Below are 16708 nucleotides of genomic sequence, written 5' to 3' on the forward strand. Positions count from 1 at the left end.
CCTTCGTGGCCGGGGCCCGCGCCCGCCGGGCTCAGTCGATCTTCACTTTCCGCGAGACCGTGATCGCGTCGATGTCGCTGGTGCGGACCGTGACCCTCATCGTCCAGGTGCCGGGGGCGGGAAGGACGAGGCCGCCGGAGGTCCAGTAGCCGCCCTTGTCGGTGATCTCGGCGTCGATCGGGCCGATCTTCTGCGATTCCAGGGTGAAGGTGAGGCGCACCTCGGGGACGGTCGTGAGGCCGCCGTCGGGGCCGAAGACCACGGCCTGCACGGAGTTCTCCCCGACCTGGCCGGGCGTCAGCTCGATCTGGGCCTTGCCGTGTCCGCCCGGCGTGCCGACGTCGAAGGGCACCACGGTCGTCTTCGAGGTCACCCTGCGCACGGCCGCCACCGCGTCGGCGCTCTCCGTGGCGGCGCGGCCCGGCTGGGTGCCGGTCAGCATCGTCGTGATCACCAGCACCAGGATGCCGATGGTGACCTCGGCGAGCACCGAGCGGCGCAGGCCCTGGTGGTACTCGGTCTCGCCCTTCCCGGGCCCGTCCGTCGTCCCGTCGCCCTCCGGCCCCCGGTCCGCCGCCCGTCCGTCCCCGGTGGGCCCGTCTCCCGCGGGCTCGTCCCCGGTCCGTCCGTCCGCCGTCGGCCCCTGCGCCGTCGCCCCGTCGCCCGCAGCGGCCTTCCGGCCGTCCACGGTCTCCCGGTCGTCCGTGTCCTCCTCGTCCGCCCGCTCCTCGCGCACGTCCCCGGAAACCGTGCCCGGTCGCGTCGGCGCCCCCGCCGCCACCGCGACCGCGACACGCCCGACCGGAACGGTGGCGGGTGTCCGCGCCGTCGCCGGCCGGACCGTCCAGCGCCGCGAGACCGCGGCCGCCGCCAGGAGCAGCGCCACCAGGACGGTCTTCAGGACCAGGAGCCTGCCGTACGGGGTCGAGGTCAGGGCGTCCCAGGAGCCGAGGCCGCGCCAGGACTGGTAGACGCCGGTGACCACGAGGACGGCGACCGAGGTGAGGGCGAGCCGGGAGAAGCGGGTGACGACGGCCGGGGGGACCGGTTCGGCGGGACGGTGGAGGGCGGTCAGCAGGGCGGCCAGACCGCCGAGCCACACCGCCATGGCGAGCAGGTGCAGCACGGAGGAGGCCATCGCCGCGGGGACCTGGATCCCGGCGGAGGCGTGCTCCGCGGCGGCCCAGGTGACCGCCAGGGCCAGGGAGAACAGCGCGCCGAGCACGAGGACGCCACGCCCTGCGTCCCGGCCCCGTGCCAGCACCCGCGAGGGGACGAGGGCGACCGCGGCGAGCAGCGCCAGCCGCGCCACCAGCACCGTTCCCGGACGGCCGGCCAGGGTGTCGCCGAGGCCCTCCGGGTCGAGGACCGCCGACACGCCGGTGCCCCGCTCGTAGGGGCCGCGCAGCAGGAGCAGCGCGAGCGTGGAGCCGAGCAGGATCCACCAGCCGGTCACCAGGAGACGCCGTACGGACCCCGTGAAGCCGCAGCCGAGCACGAAGGTGACCGCCCCGATGAGCAGGGCGAGTCCGCTGTACGCGGCGTGGCGGGCGATGTCGTGGAGGGCCGAGGTGACGGGGTCCCCGGCGGTGGGCGGCAGCGGCGCGCGGGTCGTGGAGGGTTTGCCGACGGAGAACGTGAAGGCGCCGGAGACGGGGTGGCTGTCCGCCGAGACGACCCGCCAGGCCACCGTGTACGTGCCGTCGCGGAGGCCGCGCGGCAGGGTGGCGACGGCGGTGTCGGAGCGGCCGTCCGCGTGCTCCGGTTCGCCGGTGCGGACGCGCCGGTTCTCCGGGTCGAGCACGCGGAAGGAGTCCTCGAACAGGCCGATCGACTCGCTGAACGTCAGCGTCACCCGGCGGGGCGCCGACTTCAGGACGCTGCCCTCCTGCGGATCGGTGCCCTTCAGCGCGGCGTGCGCGGACGCGCCGCTCACGCCGCCGAAGAGCACCAGGACCAGGACACCGCCCAGCAGGGCCAGGGCCCTGGTGCCGAACCGTCGCTCTCGCCACCGGTTTCCGTTCACACGCCGTCTCCGTATCCGCATGTCCAGAGTCTCGGTCATGTACGGAAACGGGCCGCGTCCGGCTCACCCCGGCGCCGTCGTACCCCTCCCGGACGCCCCGCGCGTCAGGAGGGCGAGCCCTTCTCGAACGCCTCGCGCGTCAGGAAGGCGAGCCGGGCGCGCTTCTCGGGCAGATGGACCTCGGGCAGGTCGATCTCGGGGAGCACGATGTCTCCCGCGGGGACGAAACCCTGCCGGGTCAGCCGGTCGACGGCCTTGGCGTTGCGGGCGTCGGGCTCGACCACGGCCCGCTGCCGGTCGAGGCCGGTGAGCGCGTACGACAGGAACGCCGACAGCAGCGTGGACGACCAGCCCGGCCGCGCGCCGGCGCCGGGGGCGGGGGGCCCGATGAGCAGGTGGACGCCGATGTCGCCCGGCTGGACCTCGTAGCACTCGGAGACCCGGTCGGCCTCGGGCTCGTAGGTCTGGAAGAGCGCGGCCGGTACGCCGTCCTTGACGGTGAGGAAGGCGTGGTGGGTGTCGAGCGAGTCGAGGTGCAGATAGGTCTCCAGCACCTGCTGCCTGGTGAACCCGGTCATCCCCCAGTAGGCGGCCCGCTCCTCGGTGACCCAGCCGTGCAGCACGTCGAGATCGGCGTGCGGGTCCACGGGCAGCACGCGGACCGTGCCGAATCCGTCGATCCGCTGCTCGTGGACGGCCTCGCGGGCGCCGGCGTACGTCTCAGTCGTCATCGCTCTCCTTGGTCAGCGTGTTCCAGTCGGTGGTGACCGGGACCAGGTCTCCCCCGAGCCACAGGGGGAGCTGGTCGCGGTGGTGGACCGCGCCGGGAACGCCGTCGGCTCCGAACGGGACCACCCAGCGGCTGTCGTCCCGGTCGGCGAGGTCCCAGACGTAGCGGGCCGCGGGGCCGCGGGCGCTCAGGTCGGTCAGTCCGGGCAGCGAGGAGGTGGACAGGACGCAGTCGTTGTCGCCGGACAGGGCCGGTTCCTCGTACGCGGTGCCGGTGAGCGCCCGCCAGGGGGCGAGGCGGTGGGTGTCGCCCCAGGTGCGGGAGACGGGCGCGGCGGCCACCTCCTCGACCGCCGCCCGGATCACGGCGTCGCGGTCGATGCCGTACCGCTCCCCCGCCGTCAGCAGGTTCTCCAGGGCGAAGGCGACGCGCGGGGTGAGCGCGAGCCAGGGCATGAGGACGGCCGGGTAGGCGGGCGGGTCGGCGAGGACGGCGAGCGCCGGGTGCGCCACGAGCCGTCGTACGACCGCGTCGCGCACCTGCGCGTACAGCGCGGCCGTGGTGCTGTCGGCGTCCATGTTCCGGTCCCAGCGCAGGAGCCGGTCCCGGAGGCCGGCCGCCTCCCCGGAGAGGTCCAGCGCGGCCAGCGGGTCCAGGACGGCCGCGGCGGAGGCGAGGTGCGTGTCCATGTGGATGGCCGGCATGTCCGCCGCCGACAACGTCCCGCCCTTCTCCAGCAGTTGACGGATGCGGTCGGCGCGGTGCGGCGGCGCGAACTCGACGCCGAGCGGGGCCGCGGGGCCGCGCTGGTTCGCCATCACGGCGAGCCCGTCCTCGACCGGGCCGTACGGCGTCTCGTGCCAGCCGGTCCACTCGTGGCCGGCCTCCCACGCGGGCACCACCCGGACGCGGTTGGCCGGGTGGCGCACCGGGACCCGGCCCGCGACGCGGTGGAGCAGCCCGCCCTCGGTGTCGGCGGCCTGCACGACGTTCACGGGCTCCGCCCAGGCGTCGAAGGCCCGGTCCACGTCGGCGACCCGGCGGGCCCGCAGCAGCGGCAGGAGCGCGCCGAACCCGAGGTCCGCCGTCACGCGGGGCGGGTAGCGCAGGCTGACGGCCTCCTCGGCGCCGGTGCCCCCGATCACCACGGGGCCGCGCGCCGTCTCGATCACCTCGACCTCGACGCTCTCGCCGCCGGCCACCTCCACCCGCTCCGTGTGCCGTGCCGCGGTCCGCCACACGCCGTCGGGGTCGAGGGCCTCGACGGTCCCAGTGCCGGTGTCGCGCAGCCGCTCGCGGTAGAGGTCCTGGTAGTCGGCCATCGCGTTGGTGATCGCCCAGGCGACGGTTCCGGTGTGGGCGAAGTGGGCGATGCCCGGGACTCCGGGGACGGCGAGGCCGACGACGTCGAACTCCGGGCAGGACAGGCGTATCTGCTGGTAGACGCCGGGGTCCTCGATGAAGCGGTGCGGGTCGCCGGCGATCACGGCCTGCCCGGTGACGGTGCGTTCGCCGCTCACCAGCCATCCGTTGCTCCCGGCCGTGCCCGGCCCGTCCATGGCGAACAGGCCGACCGCCTCGGCACCGAGCCGCCGGGCGACCTCCTCGCGCCACAGCTTGGCGGGGAACCCGGCGAACAGGATGTGGGTACCGAGCCACACTCCCAGCGGGCTCCAGGGCTCCCAGCGCCCCGGGGCGAGGCCGCTCTCCGCGAACTCGGGTGCCCGCGCGGCCCCTTCGGCCAGTCCGGCGTTGACTCCGTCGACGTACGCGACGATCCACTCGGCGGTCTCGGGGTCGCGTTCCTCCAGGGAGGCGAAGCAGCGTCGCGCGGTGTCGTCGAGCCGGGCCTGCCGGGCGAACCGGTCCCAGCCGACGGACTCCGCGCCGAGGAAGGCGGCCGAGGTGCCCTGGGAGCGGTGCCTCTCGACCTCGAGCTGCCAGGCGCGGTCCCGGGCGGTGACCCGGCCCTGGGCGCGGGCGAGTTCCAGGGCGCTGTCGGCGCGCAGGTGCGGGATGCCCCAGGTGTCACGGTAGATCTCGGAGGTCACGGTTCATCCCCAGTCGTGTCAGGTTAGGCTAACCTAATTTAACCTTCGGGGATCGTACGCCGGGAACGAAGACCCGGTGAAGCCCGGTGAACCCCCGCGACCCGCGGTCGCGAGGAAGCCGGGGAAGGAGGGCGCGAAGGCGCCCGTGACCCGCTCGGGAGCGACCCTGACGGCAGCCGCCCGCGCGACGCCGCCACCCGTATCAGACACCTGTTCCCGGTTTGCAAGGATTTACGACATCTTTTCCAGCGCCGCACTCCGCCGCCATGGCTGCGCCCGGAAGGTCTTGACCGGTAGGCTTTCCGTGTGATCTTCAAGCGCATCGGAAACGGCCGGCCGTACCCCGACCACGGCCGGGAAAGCACCCGGCAGTGGGCGGACGTCGCGCCACGCCCGGTCCGCCTCGATCAGCTCGTGACGACGAAGGGCCAGCTCGACCTGGAGACCCTCCTCGCCGAGGACTCCACGTTCTACGGCGACCTCTTCGCCCACGTCGTCAAATGGCAGGGCGACCTGTACCTGGAGGACGGCCTCCACCGTGCCGTCCGGGCCGCGCTCCAGCAGCGTCAGGTGCTGCACGCGCGCGTTCTTGAACTGGACTAATGGCCACGGCTTGACCCCAATGGGTTGAACTGAACACCGGGCATTGATCATCTAGTAGGCATTAGCGCCCCGGCGCACTACGCTGCGCCCATGAGCATGCTTACTCCCCCTGGCATGGGTGGCCAGTATCGGATCACGGGGGACAAGTACCCGCGGATGCGCCGGCCTCGTGGGCGGCGCAAATTCGTCTTCGTGAGCATCACCTCCGTCACCGTTCTCGGGCTGATCGGGTGGGGATCCCTGCAGCTCATCGACATCTACACGGGCGGCGGCAAGGCCACGGCCGCGAGCACCAAGGCGGACTGCGCCTCGAAGGTCACGCCGGAGGCGAGGGCCGCCGCGGCCGCCGCCGTCGCGGCCACCCTGCCGAAGCCCGGCCAGATCACCGTGAACGTCTTCAACGCGACGCCCCGCAGCGGGCTCGCCAAGCAGACGGCGGACGAGCTGAAGAAGCGCGGCTTCAAGATCGGTGACGTCGGGAACGCGGCCGCGGCGTACGACAAGAAGGTCGCGGGCGCCGGGATACTGCTCGGCGCCAGGACCGCCGGCCAGGCCGCGCTGCCCGTCCTCAACACCCAGCTCTCCGGTGCCCAGCTGAAGACCGACGGCCGCGCCCAGGCCACCACGGTCGACCTGATCATCGGCACCGGCTTCAAGGAACTGGCGAAGAAGGAGGACGCCGACAAGGCGCTGACCGTGCTGACCCAGCCCAAGCCGGCGCCCGCCTCGAAGAAGCACTGCTGACCCCGGGGCCGCCCCCGGAGAAGCACCACCGGCTCCGGAGCCGCGCTCGCGTGCGAGCCGCTGGCTCCGGAGCCGTGTCCGTACGGGAGCGACCGGCTCCGGAACCGTGCTCGTACTCGTACTCGTGGGGAAGCGACCGGTTCCGCCGTCGCGCGTGCTCCCGGGCGGGGCGGCCGGCTTCGTGCTCGCGCGTGCCCCCGGGCGGGCGGTAGCCGTCGGCCCGGGGCGGTCCGCGAGCGCCTCGGAGTTACTCGGCGGCCCCGTACATCCGGTCGCCCGCGTCGCCGAGACCCGGCACGATGTAGCCGTGCTCGTTCAGGCGCTCGTCGACCGAGGCCGTGACCACGGTGACCGGGGCGCCCGCCAGTTCGCGCTCCATGACCTCGACGCCCTCCGGGGCGGCGAGGAGGACCACGGCGGTGACGTCGTCGGCGCCGCGCTTGATCAGCTCCTGGATCGCGGCGACGAGCGTGCCGCCGGTGGCCAGCATCGGGTCGAGGACGTACACCTGACGGCCGGAGAGGTCGTCCGGCATCCGGGTGGCGTACGTGGACGCCTCCAGCGTCTCCTCGTCGCGCACCATGCCCAGGAAGCCCACCTCGGCGGTCGGCAGCAGCCGGACCATCCCGTCGAGCATGCCGAGGCCCGCGCGCAGGATCGGCACGACGAGCGGGCGCGGGTGGGAGAGCTTGACACCCGTGGTCGGGGAGACCGGCGTCACGATGTCGACCTGCTCGGTGCGCACGTCGCGGGTGGCCTCGTAGGCGAGCAGGGTGACCAGTTCGTCGGCCAGCCGCCGGAAGGTCGCGGAGTCGGTGCGCTGGTCGCGCAGAGTGGTGAGCTTATGGGCGACCAGGGGGTGGTCGACGACGTGAAGACGCATGTCCACAACAGTAGCGGGGCCGACGGAACCCGCCACTGACGCGCCCGGCAAGGCATCCCGCCCGGCATCACCCGTCCGCTGGCATCAAACCATCCGTCGGGGGGAAGGTGGGAGGGACGGACCTGGGGTGGTGTGCCTATGCGGAACCAGCAAGAGGAGTCGTCCGAACGGCTGGAGAGCGACGCCGAGCGCAGGAGGCGGCGGGCCCAGTTCCTGCGGGACCTCGCCGAGGCGCGCGAGCTGCGCGACCGGGTCCAGCCCCGCCGCGCCAAAACCGCCCGGCTGCGCCACGCGATGCGCATGCGCACGTTCCGCTGGTAGCCGTCCCGTCGGCCCGTGCTTCCCGGCCCGTGCGCCGCACCCGCCGGACGGCCCCGGGTGCCCGCCCGGGCGGCGCCGTGTCCGCGGGACCGTCCGGAACGGCCGTGGAGCGGACCGGAAGGGCCGTGCGGGAGGCCGGCACGCCCGTCGGCGGAACCGGAACCGCGCCGCCACCGCCGGAACCGGAGCCGACACGCCCACGGGGGAATCGGCGGGACGCCACCCCGGAACCGCGGCGGCCCCGTCTGCGGGAACACCGCCCCCTCCGTCGGCGGCACACCCGCCGGGGCAAGGGAACGCGCCCGTACGACGGTCGTCGCGCCCCGGGACGGATCGGGCCGCCCGGCCTCCGTGGGAGCGGGCCGCGCCCGCGCCACGGGGGGCCGTGTGGCGGACGTGCCGGGCGGGGAGGTGTCACGCGGCGCGGGCAGCCGCGTACGATCCGCTGTTAGCGATCAAAAGAGGCGGACACAGCAGGCCGAAGACGTCCCCTGAACGCTGTCTTTCTGCCACGATTCCGAGTGGGCGGGGCTCGGAGCAGCAGCACTCCTCGCCCACAGCCTCCGCCGGGGGGAACCCCAACCGGCACACCTATGACCAGTGGGAGAGTCACGGTGTACTTCGCCGCACTGCTCGCGCGCACCGAAGACGGGTGGGAAGCGAGCGACACAGAGCTCGACGATGTGGAAACCCTGTCGGATCTGACCGATCTGGCCCGTGAAGTCTCGGACGAGGACACGGTGCTCGTGCTCATCGAGCAGGAGGACGCGTGGTTCGGCGTCGTCCGCGTCGACGGCGAGGAGGATCCTCGTATCTACGTCTCGGACGCCGCCTCGGCCGCCCGCAGTTCGTACGGCGAGATCCTGCTCACGGACGAACTGCTAGGACGGGAGCCGGGCGGCGACGACGCCGACCTGGACTCCCTGGATCTGGACGGCACGGAGGACGGTGAACCGGGCGCCTCCGAGGACGACGACGAGGACCAGGGGAGCGCGTCCGGCGACGCCGTGTCGCACAGCCCCGTCGGGGACCGCTACATCCTCGCGGACCTCGGAGTGAGCGAGAAGGAACTGCTGGCCCTGGACGAAGGCGACGCGCTCGGCACGATCGCCGAGGCCCTGGGAGCGGCAGAGGTCCTGGAGACGGTCCGCTAGGACGCTCCGGAAACGGTGGGCCCGGCCCTCTCGCCCGCGACCCTGCCCCCATACCGACGAACCGGACCGGCCCGATCCAGCGGGCCGGGTCTTGGCCTGCCGTCCGCCACTCACCGTCTCCGGGACGGGGGAGCGGCGGGACGGTGGCGACCGGCGGGGGCCGGTGGGGCCGACAGAGGTCGGCAGGGGACAGCGGGGACCGGCGGAGGCCGGTGGGAGACCGCGCCGGCAGGACCCTTCCGCCGGAGCCGGCGGGATTCCGCTAGGTTCCCCGGATGAGCACCCCGCGTCAGGCACCCCCGCCGCCCGATCCCGTACGTGACCGGTGGCGGGCCCCGATGCGGCTCGCGCTGGACGAGGCACGGCTCGCCGTCCGGGGCGGAGACGTTCCCGTGGGCGCCGTCGTGCTGTCCCCGGACGGTACGACCGTGCTGGCGGCCGGGCACAACGAACGCGAGGCCACCGGAGACCCGACGGCGCACGCCGAGGTCCTCGCGCTGCGCCGGGCCGCCGCCGCACTCGGCGAGTGGCGGCTGTCCGGGTGCACGCTCGTCGTCACCCTGGAGCCCTGCACGATGTGCGCGGGCGCGCTCGTCCAGTCCCGTGTCGAACGGGTGGTGTACGGCGCCCGCGACGAGAAGGCGGGCGCGACCGGCTCCGTCTGGGACGTGGTCCGCGACCGGCGTCTCAACCACCGGCCCGAGGTCGTCGAGGGCGTTCTCGCCGAGGAGTGCGCCACGCTCCTCACCGACTTCTTCCGAGAGCGCTGACGCCGACCGCGGGAACGGATTTCAGACCACGGCCCACCTTGGGGTAGGGTCTCCCTCGGTAGCGTGTCCGAGCGGCCGAAGGAGCTCGCCTCGAAAGCGAGTGTGGCGCAAGTCACCGAGGGTTCAAATCCCTCCGCTACCGCTTCCGAAGGGCCTCGTCGAAAGACGGGGCCCTTCGCGCGTTCCGGGGGCGGGGCCGTGCGGGACCCGGGACTGCGGGGCGCGGGACCGTGAGGGGCGGGTGCGGGGCTCGGGGGGCGCGGGACGCGGAGAAGCCCCGGCGCCGCTCAGCCACCGGGGCTTCCCCTTACCCGAAAGGGTTCTCCGCTCCCACAGAGGAGGGGGGAAGGGGCGCAATCGGGGGCGCCCGCTTCCCCCACGGAAGGACCCGCAAGCCCTCGCCGCCGTCTTGGGGGAGTATCGGGCGACGAGGACCCCGCAGTGGGGTCCGTCCGGGCCCCCTCGGACTCCTGTCGGTTCCCGCTGGGGCTCCCTTCCATCCTGGACCGCGAGAGCGCCGCACGGGGCCCGCAAAGGACCTCTACCAGCGGGCCGTTGGTCCTTAAAGGCGGCGTGAAGTTACACTCACCGCCGGCAGCAGGGGGCCGACGGGCGCAGCAGTCACAGGGGAGGCCGCGGTGGCGGTGAATTCGAAGAAGATCGCCATCTACGTGCTCGTGGTCTTCGTGCTCTACGTGATCATCACGGATCCGGCCAAGGCCGCCGACTACGTCCAGATAGCGTTCGAGGGCATATCGAACGCCGCTGGGGCGATAGGCGACTTCATGACCTGGATCGCCGACGGAGCGAACTGACGCCGGGCACCGACGCCGACGCGGCCGATTTCCCGCGCACCCGGCGCCGAGCAGGTATGACGGAGTCCGGCGCGTCCCCGAGCGGGCGCGGCCGAGCGAAGAACCACCCCACCACCCTGGAGTGCCAGTGATCCGCCATCTGGTCCTGTTCAAGCTCGACGACGGCGTCCTGCGCGACGACCCCCGCGTCGTCGAGGGCGTCGCCGCCTTCCGGGCGCTCGGCGGTCTGATCCCCGAGCTGCGGTTCTGGGAGTGCGAGTGGAACATCAGCGACCGGCCCATCGCGTACGACTTCGCGATCAACTCCGCCGTCGAGGACGCCGACGCCCTCAAGCGTTACCTGGAGCACCCGGCCCATGTGGCCGGTGTCGCACTCTGGCGGGAATTCGCCACTTGGGTGATCGCCGACTACCCGTTCTGACTCTTTTTGTTCGCACACCCGTGCCGACTCCTTGACCGCAACCGGTCATGGGTTTTCATCGTCTTGAACCCCAACTCGCCCGCAACTCACCCGACTCACCCACAACTCACCCCAACACGGCGTTATGCGGTGCTTGCACACAGTGCACATGTCTTGTGATGCTATGACCGCTTTTGACGGATGAGTTGACGGATACGTCGACGGATCGTTGACGAACGAAGAGGTGGCGTTGACCGTGTCGGCCAGGACTGCGCCGCCCCAGGAGGAAGCCCCGGCCGAGGACCGGGCGACAGCCCTCGCCTCCGCCCCGCCGTCACCCCCGGCGCGGAGCACGGCGCAGACTCCGGCACCGAACGCCGCTCCCGGCCCCCAGGGCCCCACGGCCACCGCCGCCCCCTCCGCCGCCTCCTCCGCGCCGGGCACCGCGTCCGGCGCCGCACCGGTCCAGGAGGCCCCGCAGGAGCGGCGCCGCGGGGCCGACACCCGGGCCCTCACCCAGGTGCTCTTCGGCGAGCTCAAGGTGCTGGACCCCGGCACCCCCGAACACAACCGGGTCCGCGGCGCCCTGATCGAGGCCAACCTGCCGCTCGTCCGGTACGCGGCGGCCCGCTTCCGCTCCCGCAACGAGCCGATGGAGGACGTGGTCCAGGTCGGCACCATCGGCCTGATCAACGCCATCGACCGCTTCGACCCGGACCGGGGCGTGCAGTTCCCGACCTTCGCCATGCCGACCGTCGTCGGCGAGATCAAGCGGTACTTCCGTGACAACGTTCGCACCGTCCACGTGCCGCGCCGGCTGCACGAGCTGTGGGTGCAGGTGAACAGCGCGACCGAGGACCTGACCACCGCGTTCGGGCGCTCGCCCAGCACGGCGGAGATCGCCGAGCGGCTGCGCATCACCGAGGAGGAGGTGCTCTCCTGCATCGAGGCCGGACGGTCGTACCACGCGACCTCCCTCGAAGCGGCCCAGGAGGGCGACGGCCTGCCGGGGCTGCTCGACCGGCTCGGATACGAGGACCCCGCGCTCGACGGGGTCGAACACCGCGACCTCGTACGGCATTTGCTCGTACAACTGCCCGAACGCGAGCAGCGGATCCTGCTCCTGCGCTACTACAGCAACCTCACCCAGTCACAGATCAGCATCGAGCTGGGAGTCTCCCAGATGCACGTGTCAAGGCTCCTCGCCCGCAGCTTCGCACGTCTTCGGTCCGCAAACAGGATCGAGGCGTAACCGGAAAGAGCTAATCGCTCAAGGTCGTTTTTTACGCCTGTTCAGCGCTGAATCACCATCAGACCCCGTTTTTCCAGGGGCGATTCAGCCTCTACATGTCGACAAGTCTCTACAGCGTGTTGCCGACATGTGACATTCTTCCGGGAGCGCGTTTGCCGCGGCCTCGCCGCCGGTATTCAGGTGGAGGCTGCGTTCCTCCGACGGGAGCGACTGCCGCGACCGTCCGCGACCCAAAGGGGGTGGCATGTCCGCAGATCAGGGCAGCTCGAAGGTGCTCACGCTCACGAAGAGCGACGCAGTGCCCGAGGCGCACGCCGCGCTTCACGATGTCCCTGCCGCCGAGGCCCCGGAAGCCGCTCCGGTCCCCGAGTCCTCGGGCGCCATCGACACCCGGACCCTGTCCCGCTCCCTCTTCCTGCGCCTCGCGGCACTCGGCGAGAACAGCCCTGAGCGCGGCTACGTCCGGGACACCCTCATCGAACTCAACCTCCCGCTCGTCCGGTACGCGGCGGCCCGCTTCCGCTCCCGCAACGAGCCGATGGAGGACATCGTCCAGGTCGGCACCATCGGCCTGATCAAGGCGATCGACCGCTTCGACTGCGAGCGCGGCGTCGAGTTCCCGACCTTCGCCATGCCGACCGTCGTCGGCGAGATCAAGCGGTTCTTCCGCGACACCTCCTGGTCGGTCCGCGTCCCGCGCCGCCTCCAGGAGCTGCGGCTCGCCCTCACCAAGGCCAGCGACGAGCTCTCGCAGAAGCTCGACCGGTCCCCGACGGTGGCCGAGCTCGCCGCCGCACTCGGGGTGTCCGAGGAGGACGTGGTCGACGGGCTCGCCGTCGGCAACGCGTACACGGCGTCGTCGCTCGACTCGCCCGCCCCCGAGGACGACGGGGGCGAGGGCTCCCTCGCGGACCGTCTCGGCTACGAGGACACCGCGCTGGAGGGCGTGGAGTACCGCGAGTCGCTCAAGCCGCTGCTCGCCAAACTGCCGCCCCGCGAGCGCCGCATCATCATGCTGCGCTTCTTCGCGAACATGACCCAGTCGCAGATCGGCGAGGAGGTCGGCATCTCGCAGATGCACGTCTCCCGTCTGCTCACGCGCACGCTGGCCCAGCTCCGCGAGGGCCTCATCTCCGACTGACCTTCCACGCGGGGTTCATAATTGACGGATCGTCAGCCACACTGGCGCGATGCGTCACGAGCCGATGCGTCACGGGTCGACGAACGGTCGCCGAGGTGTCCTGGTGAGTGCCTCGGCGGCCGTTCTGTGTCTGGGCGGGGCGTTGGCCGCCTGCGGGAGCGGCGGGGGCGGCGGCTACGCCGCCGTCGGGGCCGCGGACGGCTCCCCAGGGGCGTCGGGGGCGGTGGTGGCGCCTTCGGGCGAGGTGTCGCTGGTGCCCCTGGACGGCTCGGCCGCCGACGGCTCCGGCACCCCCGGGGACGAGGCGGGTTCCGGGCCCGGGAAGGCATCGCCGGCCACCGGTCCGGGCGTGGTCCCGTCCGACGGCACGGGTGGCGCGGGCGGCTCGGACGGTTCGGCGGACGGTTCCGCCGGTACGGGAGGCCCGGCCTCGGACGGGGCGGGCACCGGGGCGGGGCAGGCCGGCACGGGAGGCTCGGGCACCGGCGCCGGGACTTCCTCACCCTCCGGTTCGGCTTCCGGCGGCGACTCCGGGCGCCCGGGCGGGAGTTCGGGGAGTTCGTCGGCACCGCCCGCGCCCGCTCCGACGGCGAGCGCCGGGCCCGCCGTACTCGCCGTGAGCGATCCCTCGCGCGCGGCCACAGGTCTGCGCTGGTGCGAGAAGGTGACCGTCTCGTTCAGCAACACCGGTGGTACGGCGGTCCGTTCGGGGACGGTGACCTTCGGGACGCACATCATCGGGGCGCTCGGGACCGACTGGGCGACGATCCGGTCCGCCGAGGCCCTTCCGGCGCCGATCGCCCCCGGCGCGAGGAAGAGCGGGACCTGGACGGTGTGCGTCGACGCCTGGCGGGTGCCGCTGGGCATGCACGTCGAGACCCAGGACGTGTCCGTCGAGTGGAAGTAAGGGCGCGGCCCGGCGGGGTCGCTCCACTCAGCCCGTCCACCGGGCCCACCGGGGAGCCACCGGTTCCGCCCGGAACCCCCCGGCCGTAACCGGAACTTGCAGGTCGCGCACGGAACTCACCGGCCTCGCCGATTCACGCGATCCTGCCGATTCACGCGGTCCCGCCGGTACGCGCGGCCCCGTCGGTACGCGCGGTCCCGTCGGATCACATGAAGGCGAGCCAGGCCACCCCGGCGAGGACCGCGACGGCGAGGACGACGCCGACGATCAGACCCACGCGGGGACCCGCGGGAGCGGCCGCCTGCTGCTGCCGGCCCTGGGGGGCCTCGTCGACGAACGCACGGAACATCTGAGTGCTGCCCGCGGGGTCGTAGTTGCCCTCGGGGCCCTGGGTGTTTGCCATAGGCCGGACCCTAGCGAATGCGCGCGGGCTGCCCAAGTGCCGGGTTCCCCTTCAGGCCGATCGTGACGCGTCCGCACACCGCCCGCGACCAGCACGCACGCCGCTCCACTCCGCCGCCGCACCTCGGCGGCCGCCCCCGTCCACCCCCGCCCGTCCTCGTCCCCCTTCCCACCTGCGCGTTCCCGTCCGCCAACACGTGCCTTTGCCAACTTTTTAGCCCTGAAGCGTCGAATTAGTTTGCCTGCGGCAACCAACTTCTTTATGGTTGCCCTAAGCAACGAATAAGGGGGTGCGATGGCCGAGCAGGCGCAGTACGAGGAACTGGCCCGTCAGCTCAGCGCCATCGGCGCCGTGAAACGGGGGATGGGACGGATCCTGCCGCCCGACTGCCCCGCGGGATCCGCAGCCGTGCTCACCCTGCTCGGCCGGTACGGCGAGATGCGGATGAGCCGGCTCGCCGAGCTGCTCTCCGTGGACATGTCGGTGACCAGCCGCCATGTCGCGCACGTCGCCGACCGCGGCTGGATCGAACGGTGCCCCGACCCCGCGGACAAGCGCTCGCGCATCCTGCGCCTCACCGCGGCCGGGCACGCCCGCCTCGACGAGCTGTCCCTGCGTACGTCACGCCTGCTCTCCGAGCGGCTGAGCCACTGGTCCGACGACGAGGTCGGACTGCTCATCGAGCTGATGGGCCGGCTGCGCGAGAGCTTCGGCGACTGCCGCTCACCGCGGCGGACGCCCGCGCCCCCGCCCCCGTACGCGACAGACGTGTCAGAACAGACCACCCGTACACCCGCGTGAACACGTAAGAAAAGGAAGCCCATGGCAACGACCACACCAGCCGGTGTGCGGGGCTCTCAGGCCAAGCACGGAGACGCCGACGGCGCTCCGATGACGCACCGGCAGATCATGGAGGCCCTCTCCGGGCTGCTGCTCGGCATGTTCGTCGCGATCCTGTCGTCGACGATCGTCACCAACGCGCTCCCCGAGATCATCGGCGACCTGGGCGGCGGCCAGTCCGCCTACACCTGGGTCGTCACGGCTTCGCTGCTGGCCATGACCGCGACCACGCCCCTGTGGGGCAAGCTGTCCGACCTCTACAGCAAGAAGGCGCTCGTCCAGATAGCGCTGATCATCTACGTACTGGGGTCGGCCGCCGCCGGTCTGTCCCAGAACCCCGGCACGCTGATCGCCTGCCGCGTCGTGCAGGGCATCGGCGTCGGCGGTCTGTCCGCCCTGGCGCAGATCGTGATGGCCGCGATGATCTCCCCGCGTGAGCGCGGCCGCTACTCCGGCTACCTGGGCGCGACGTTCGCCGTCGCGACCGTGGGCGGTCCGCTGCTCGGCGGCGTGATCACCGACACGAGCTGGCTCGGCTGGCGCTGGTGCTTCTACGTCGGTGTGCCGTTCGCGGTCATCGCGCTGATCGTGCTGCAGAAGACCCTGCACCTGCCCGTCGTGAAGCGGGACGTGAAGGTCGACTGGGGCGGCGCGTTCCTCATCTCCGCCGCGGTCTCGCTGCTGCTGCTCTGGGTCACCTTCGCGGGTGACAAGTACGACTGGATCTCGTGGCAGACGTACACGATGGTCGGCGGCTCGATCGTCCTCGGTGCGCTGTTCGTGCTGGTCGAGTCCAGGGCGAGCGAACCGATCATCCCGCTGCGGCTGTTCCGCAACCGCACCATCGCCCTCTCCTCCCTCGCCTCGCTGTTCGTGGGCGTCGCGATGTTCGCCGGCACCGTGTTCTTCAGCCAGTACTTCCAGCTCGCCCGGGACAAGTCCCCGACGATGTCGGGCGTCCTGACGATCCCGATGATCGGCGGCCTGTTCGTCTCCTCCACGGTCTCCGGCCAGATCATCACCAAGACCGGCCGGTGGAAGTACTGGCTCGTCTCCGGCGGCGTCCTGGTCACCGCGGGCCTCGGCCTGCTCGGCACCATCCGCCACGACACGGCCTACTGGCACGTCGCGGTCTTCATGGCGCTGCTGGGCCTCGGCATCGGCATGATGATGCAGAACCTGGTGCTCTCCACGCAGAACCAGGTGGCGCCCTCGGACCTGGGCGCGGCGAGCTCCACGGTGACGTTCTTCCGGTCCCTCGGCGGTGCGATCGGCGTCTCCGCGCTCGGCGCGGTCATGGTCAACCGCATCACCGACCACGTGAAGGACGGGCTGACCGACCTCGGCCCGAAGTACGCGGCCCTCGCGTCCGGTTCGGACTCCAGCTCCATCCCGGACATGGACAAGCTGCCCGCACCGCTGCGCACCGTCATGGAGAGCGCGTACGGCCACGGCATCGCGGACGTCTTCCTGATCGCCTCCGGTATGGCGCTGATCGCCCTGTTCATCGTGCTGTTCATCAAGGAGGTCCCGCTGCGGACGTCCGGCGCGATGGCCCAGGCCGCCGCGGAGAGGCCCGGAGCACCGGCCGCCGCGGCGGACGTCACCGAAACCGCCGGGGCCCCGGCGACCGAAGGCGCCTCCGGAACACGCTGACCGCAGACGGCC

At 72.2% G+C, this 16708-nt stretch carries 16 protein-coding genes, 1 tRNA gene and 1 pseudogene; 13 read left to right on the forward strand and 5 right to left on the reverse strand.

Features of this window, described 5'->3' with window-relative positions; all coding sequences use genetic code 11:
• Positions 1 to 31 precede the first annotated feature (31 nt).
• The 3 genes from ACFW6B_RS12765 to ACFW6B_RS12775 all read right to left on the reverse strand — a co-directional run bounded on the left by ACFW6B_RS12765 (position 32) and on the right by ACFW6B_RS12775 (position 4807).
• A complete protein-coding gene (locus ACFW6B_RS12765) occupies positions 32 to 2026 on the reverse strand; it encodes a copper resistance protein CopC (protein WP_386595034.1) in 1995 nt (664 codons plus the stop codon).
• 104 nt (positions 2027 to 2130) lie between these two features.
• Positions 2131 to 2757, reverse strand: coding sequence for a GNAT family N-acetyltransferase (locus tag ACFW6B_RS12770; RefSeq protein ID WP_386595037.1), 627 nt, complete (start codon positions 2755 to 2757; stop codon positions 2131 to 2133).
• Positions 2747 to 4807, reverse strand: coding sequence for a penicillin acylase family protein (locus ACFW6B_RS12775; RefSeq protein WP_386595039.1), 2061 nt, complete (start codon positions 4805 to 4807; stop codon positions 2747 to 2749). Before ACFW6B_RS12775 ends, ACFW6B_RS12770 begins: the two co-directional genes overlap by 11 nt.
• 306 nt (positions 4808 to 5113) lie before the next feature.
• Here ACFW6B_RS12775 and ACFW6B_RS12780 point away from each other — a divergent pair, with 306 nt between their 5' ends.
• Complete coding sequence (locus ACFW6B_RS12780; RefSeq protein WP_003999914.1) at positions 5114 to 5410, forward strand: type II toxin-antitoxin system VapB family antitoxin; 297 nt, start codon at positions 5114 to 5116, stop codon at positions 5408 to 5410.
• A 90-nt stretch (positions 5411 to 5500) separates the two neighbouring features.
• On the forward strand, positions 5501 to 6154 hold the full coding sequence (locus ACFW6B_RS12785; RefSeq protein WP_386595041.1) for a LytR C-terminal domain-containing protein: 654 nt from the start codon (positions 5501 to 5503) through the stop codon (positions 6152 to 6154).
• A 247-nt stretch (positions 6155 to 6401) separates the two neighbouring features.
• Here the strand turns inward: ACFW6B_RS12785 and upp are convergent, their stop codons facing one another.
• A complete protein-coding gene (gene upp, locus ACFW6B_RS12790) occupies positions 6402 to 7037 on the reverse strand; it encodes a uracil phosphoribosyltransferase (protein ID WP_386595043.1) in 636 nt (211 codons plus the stop codon).
• 138 nt (positions 7038 to 7175) lie between these two features.
• Between upp and ACFW6B_RS12795 the strand changes: the two genes are divergently transcribed.
• The 9 genes from ACFW6B_RS12795 to ACFW6B_RS12835 all read left to right on the forward strand — a co-directional run bounded on the left by ACFW6B_RS12795 (position 7176) and on the right by ACFW6B_RS12835 (position 13797).
• Positions 7176 to 7358, forward strand: a complete 183-nt coding sequence (locus tag ACFW6B_RS12795; RefSeq protein ID WP_355768499.1) for a hypothetical protein — start codon at positions 7176 to 7178, stop codon at positions 7356 to 7358.
• Positions 7359 to 7972: 614 nt separating this feature from the next.
• On the forward strand, positions 7973 to 8512 hold the full coding sequence (locus tag ACFW6B_RS12800) for a hypothetical protein (RefSeq protein ID WP_386595346.1): 540 nt from the start codon (positions 7973 to 7975) through the stop codon (positions 8510 to 8512).
• A gap of 275 nt (positions 8513 to 8787) precedes the next feature.
• A complete protein-coding gene (gene tadA, locus ACFW6B_RS12805; protein WP_386595046.1) occupies positions 8788 to 9282 on the forward strand; it encodes a tRNA adenosine(34) deaminase TadA in 495 nt (164 codons plus the stop codon).
• Between the two features lie 57 nt (positions 9283 to 9339).
• A tRNA-Ser gene (locus ACFW6B_RS12810) sits at positions 9340 to 9424 on the forward strand.
• Positions 9425 to 9920: 496 nt separating this feature from the next.
• Complete coding sequence (locus ACFW6B_RS12815; RefSeq protein WP_386595048.1) at positions 9921 to 10097, forward strand: hypothetical protein; 177 nt, start codon at positions 9921 to 9923, stop codon at positions 10095 to 10097.
• 127 nt (positions 10098 to 10224) lie between these two features.
• Complete coding sequence (locus tag ACFW6B_RS12820) at positions 10225 to 10518, forward strand: Dabb family protein (RefSeq protein WP_386595050.1); 294 nt, start codon at positions 10225 to 10227, stop codon at positions 10516 to 10518.
• Between the two features lie 235 nt (positions 10519 to 10753).
• The gene (locus ACFW6B_RS12825) at positions 10754 to 11749 is read left to right on the forward strand and encodes a SigB/SigF/SigG family RNA polymerase sigma factor (RefSeq protein ID WP_386595052.1); all 996 of its coding nucleotides are present in this window, start codon (positions 10754 to 10756) and stop codon (positions 11747 to 11749) included.
• Positions 11750 to 11993: 244 nt separating this feature from the next.
• Entirely contained in the window at positions 11994 to 12890 is an 897-nt protein-coding gene (locus ACFW6B_RS12830; RefSeq protein WP_386595054.1) for an RNA polymerase sigma factor SigF, read from the forward strand.
• A gap of 103 nt (positions 12891 to 12993) precedes the next feature.
• Positions 12994 to 13797 carry a hypothetical protein gene (locus ACFW6B_RS12835; protein WP_386595056.1) on the forward strand — a complete coding sequence of 268 codons (804 nt, stop codon included), beginning with the start codon at positions 12994 to 12996 and terminating at the stop codon, positions 13795 to 13797.
• Positions 13798 to 14002: 205 nt separating this feature from the next.
• Here the strand turns inward: ACFW6B_RS12835 and ACFW6B_RS12840 are convergent, their stop codons facing one another.
• Complete coding sequence (locus ACFW6B_RS12840) at positions 14003 to 14200, reverse strand: hypothetical protein (protein WP_386595058.1); 198 nt, start codon at positions 14198 to 14200, stop codon at positions 14003 to 14005.
• Positions 14201 to 14494: 294 nt separating this feature from the next.
• Between ACFW6B_RS12840 and ACFW6B_RS12845 the strand changes: the two genes are divergently transcribed.
• On the forward strand, positions 14495 to 15001 hold the full coding sequence (locus ACFW6B_RS12845; protein ID WP_386595060.1) for a MarR family winged helix-turn-helix transcriptional regulator: 507 nt from the start codon (positions 14495 to 14497) through the stop codon (positions 14999 to 15001).
• A gap of 21 nt (positions 15002 to 15022) precedes the next feature.
• A pseudogene (locus tag ACFW6B_RS12850) lies at positions 15023 to 16681 on the forward strand (MFS transporter); the annotation flags it as partial.
• Between the last annotated feature and the right edge of the window lie 27 nt (positions 16682 to 16708).

It is taken from the genome of Streptomyces sp. NPDC058751 (assembly GCF_042746485.1).
Lineage (GTDB): Bacteria > Actinomycetota > Actinomycetes > Streptomycetales > Streptomycetaceae > Streptomyces.

Coding starts and splice junctions, on each gene's coding strand:
- upp (WP_386595043.1), bottom strand. CDS start 7,037: ATGCGTCTTCACGTCGTCGACCACCCCCTGGTCGCCCATAAGCTCACC.
- tadA (WP_386595046.1), top strand. CDS start 8,788: ATGAGCACCCCGCGTCAGGCACCCCCGCCGCCCGATCCCGTACGTGAC.
- ACFW6B_RS12840 (WP_386595058.1), bottom strand. CDS start 14,200: ATGGCAAACACCCAGGGCCCCGAGGGCAACTACGACCCCGCGGGCAGC.
- ACFW6B_RS12770 (WP_386595037.1), bottom strand. CDS start 2,757: ATGACGACTGAGACGTACGCCGGCGCCCGCGAGGCCGTCCACGAGCAG.
- ACFW6B_RS12845 (WP_386595060.1), top strand. CDS start 14,495: ATGGCCGAGCAGGCGCAGTACGAGGAACTGGCCCGTCAGCTCAGCGCC.
- ACFW6B_RS12785 (WP_386595041.1), top strand. CDS start 5,501: ATGAGCATGCTTACTCCCCCTGGCATGGGTGGCCAGTATCGGATCACG.
- ACFW6B_RS12795 (WP_355768499.1), top strand. CDS start 7,176: ATGCGGAACCAGCAAGAGGAGTCGTCCGAACGGCTGGAGAGCGACGCC.
- ACFW6B_RS12830 (WP_386595054.1), top strand. CDS start 11,994: ATGTCCGCAGATCAGGGCAGCTCGAAGGTGCTCACGCTCACGAAGAGC.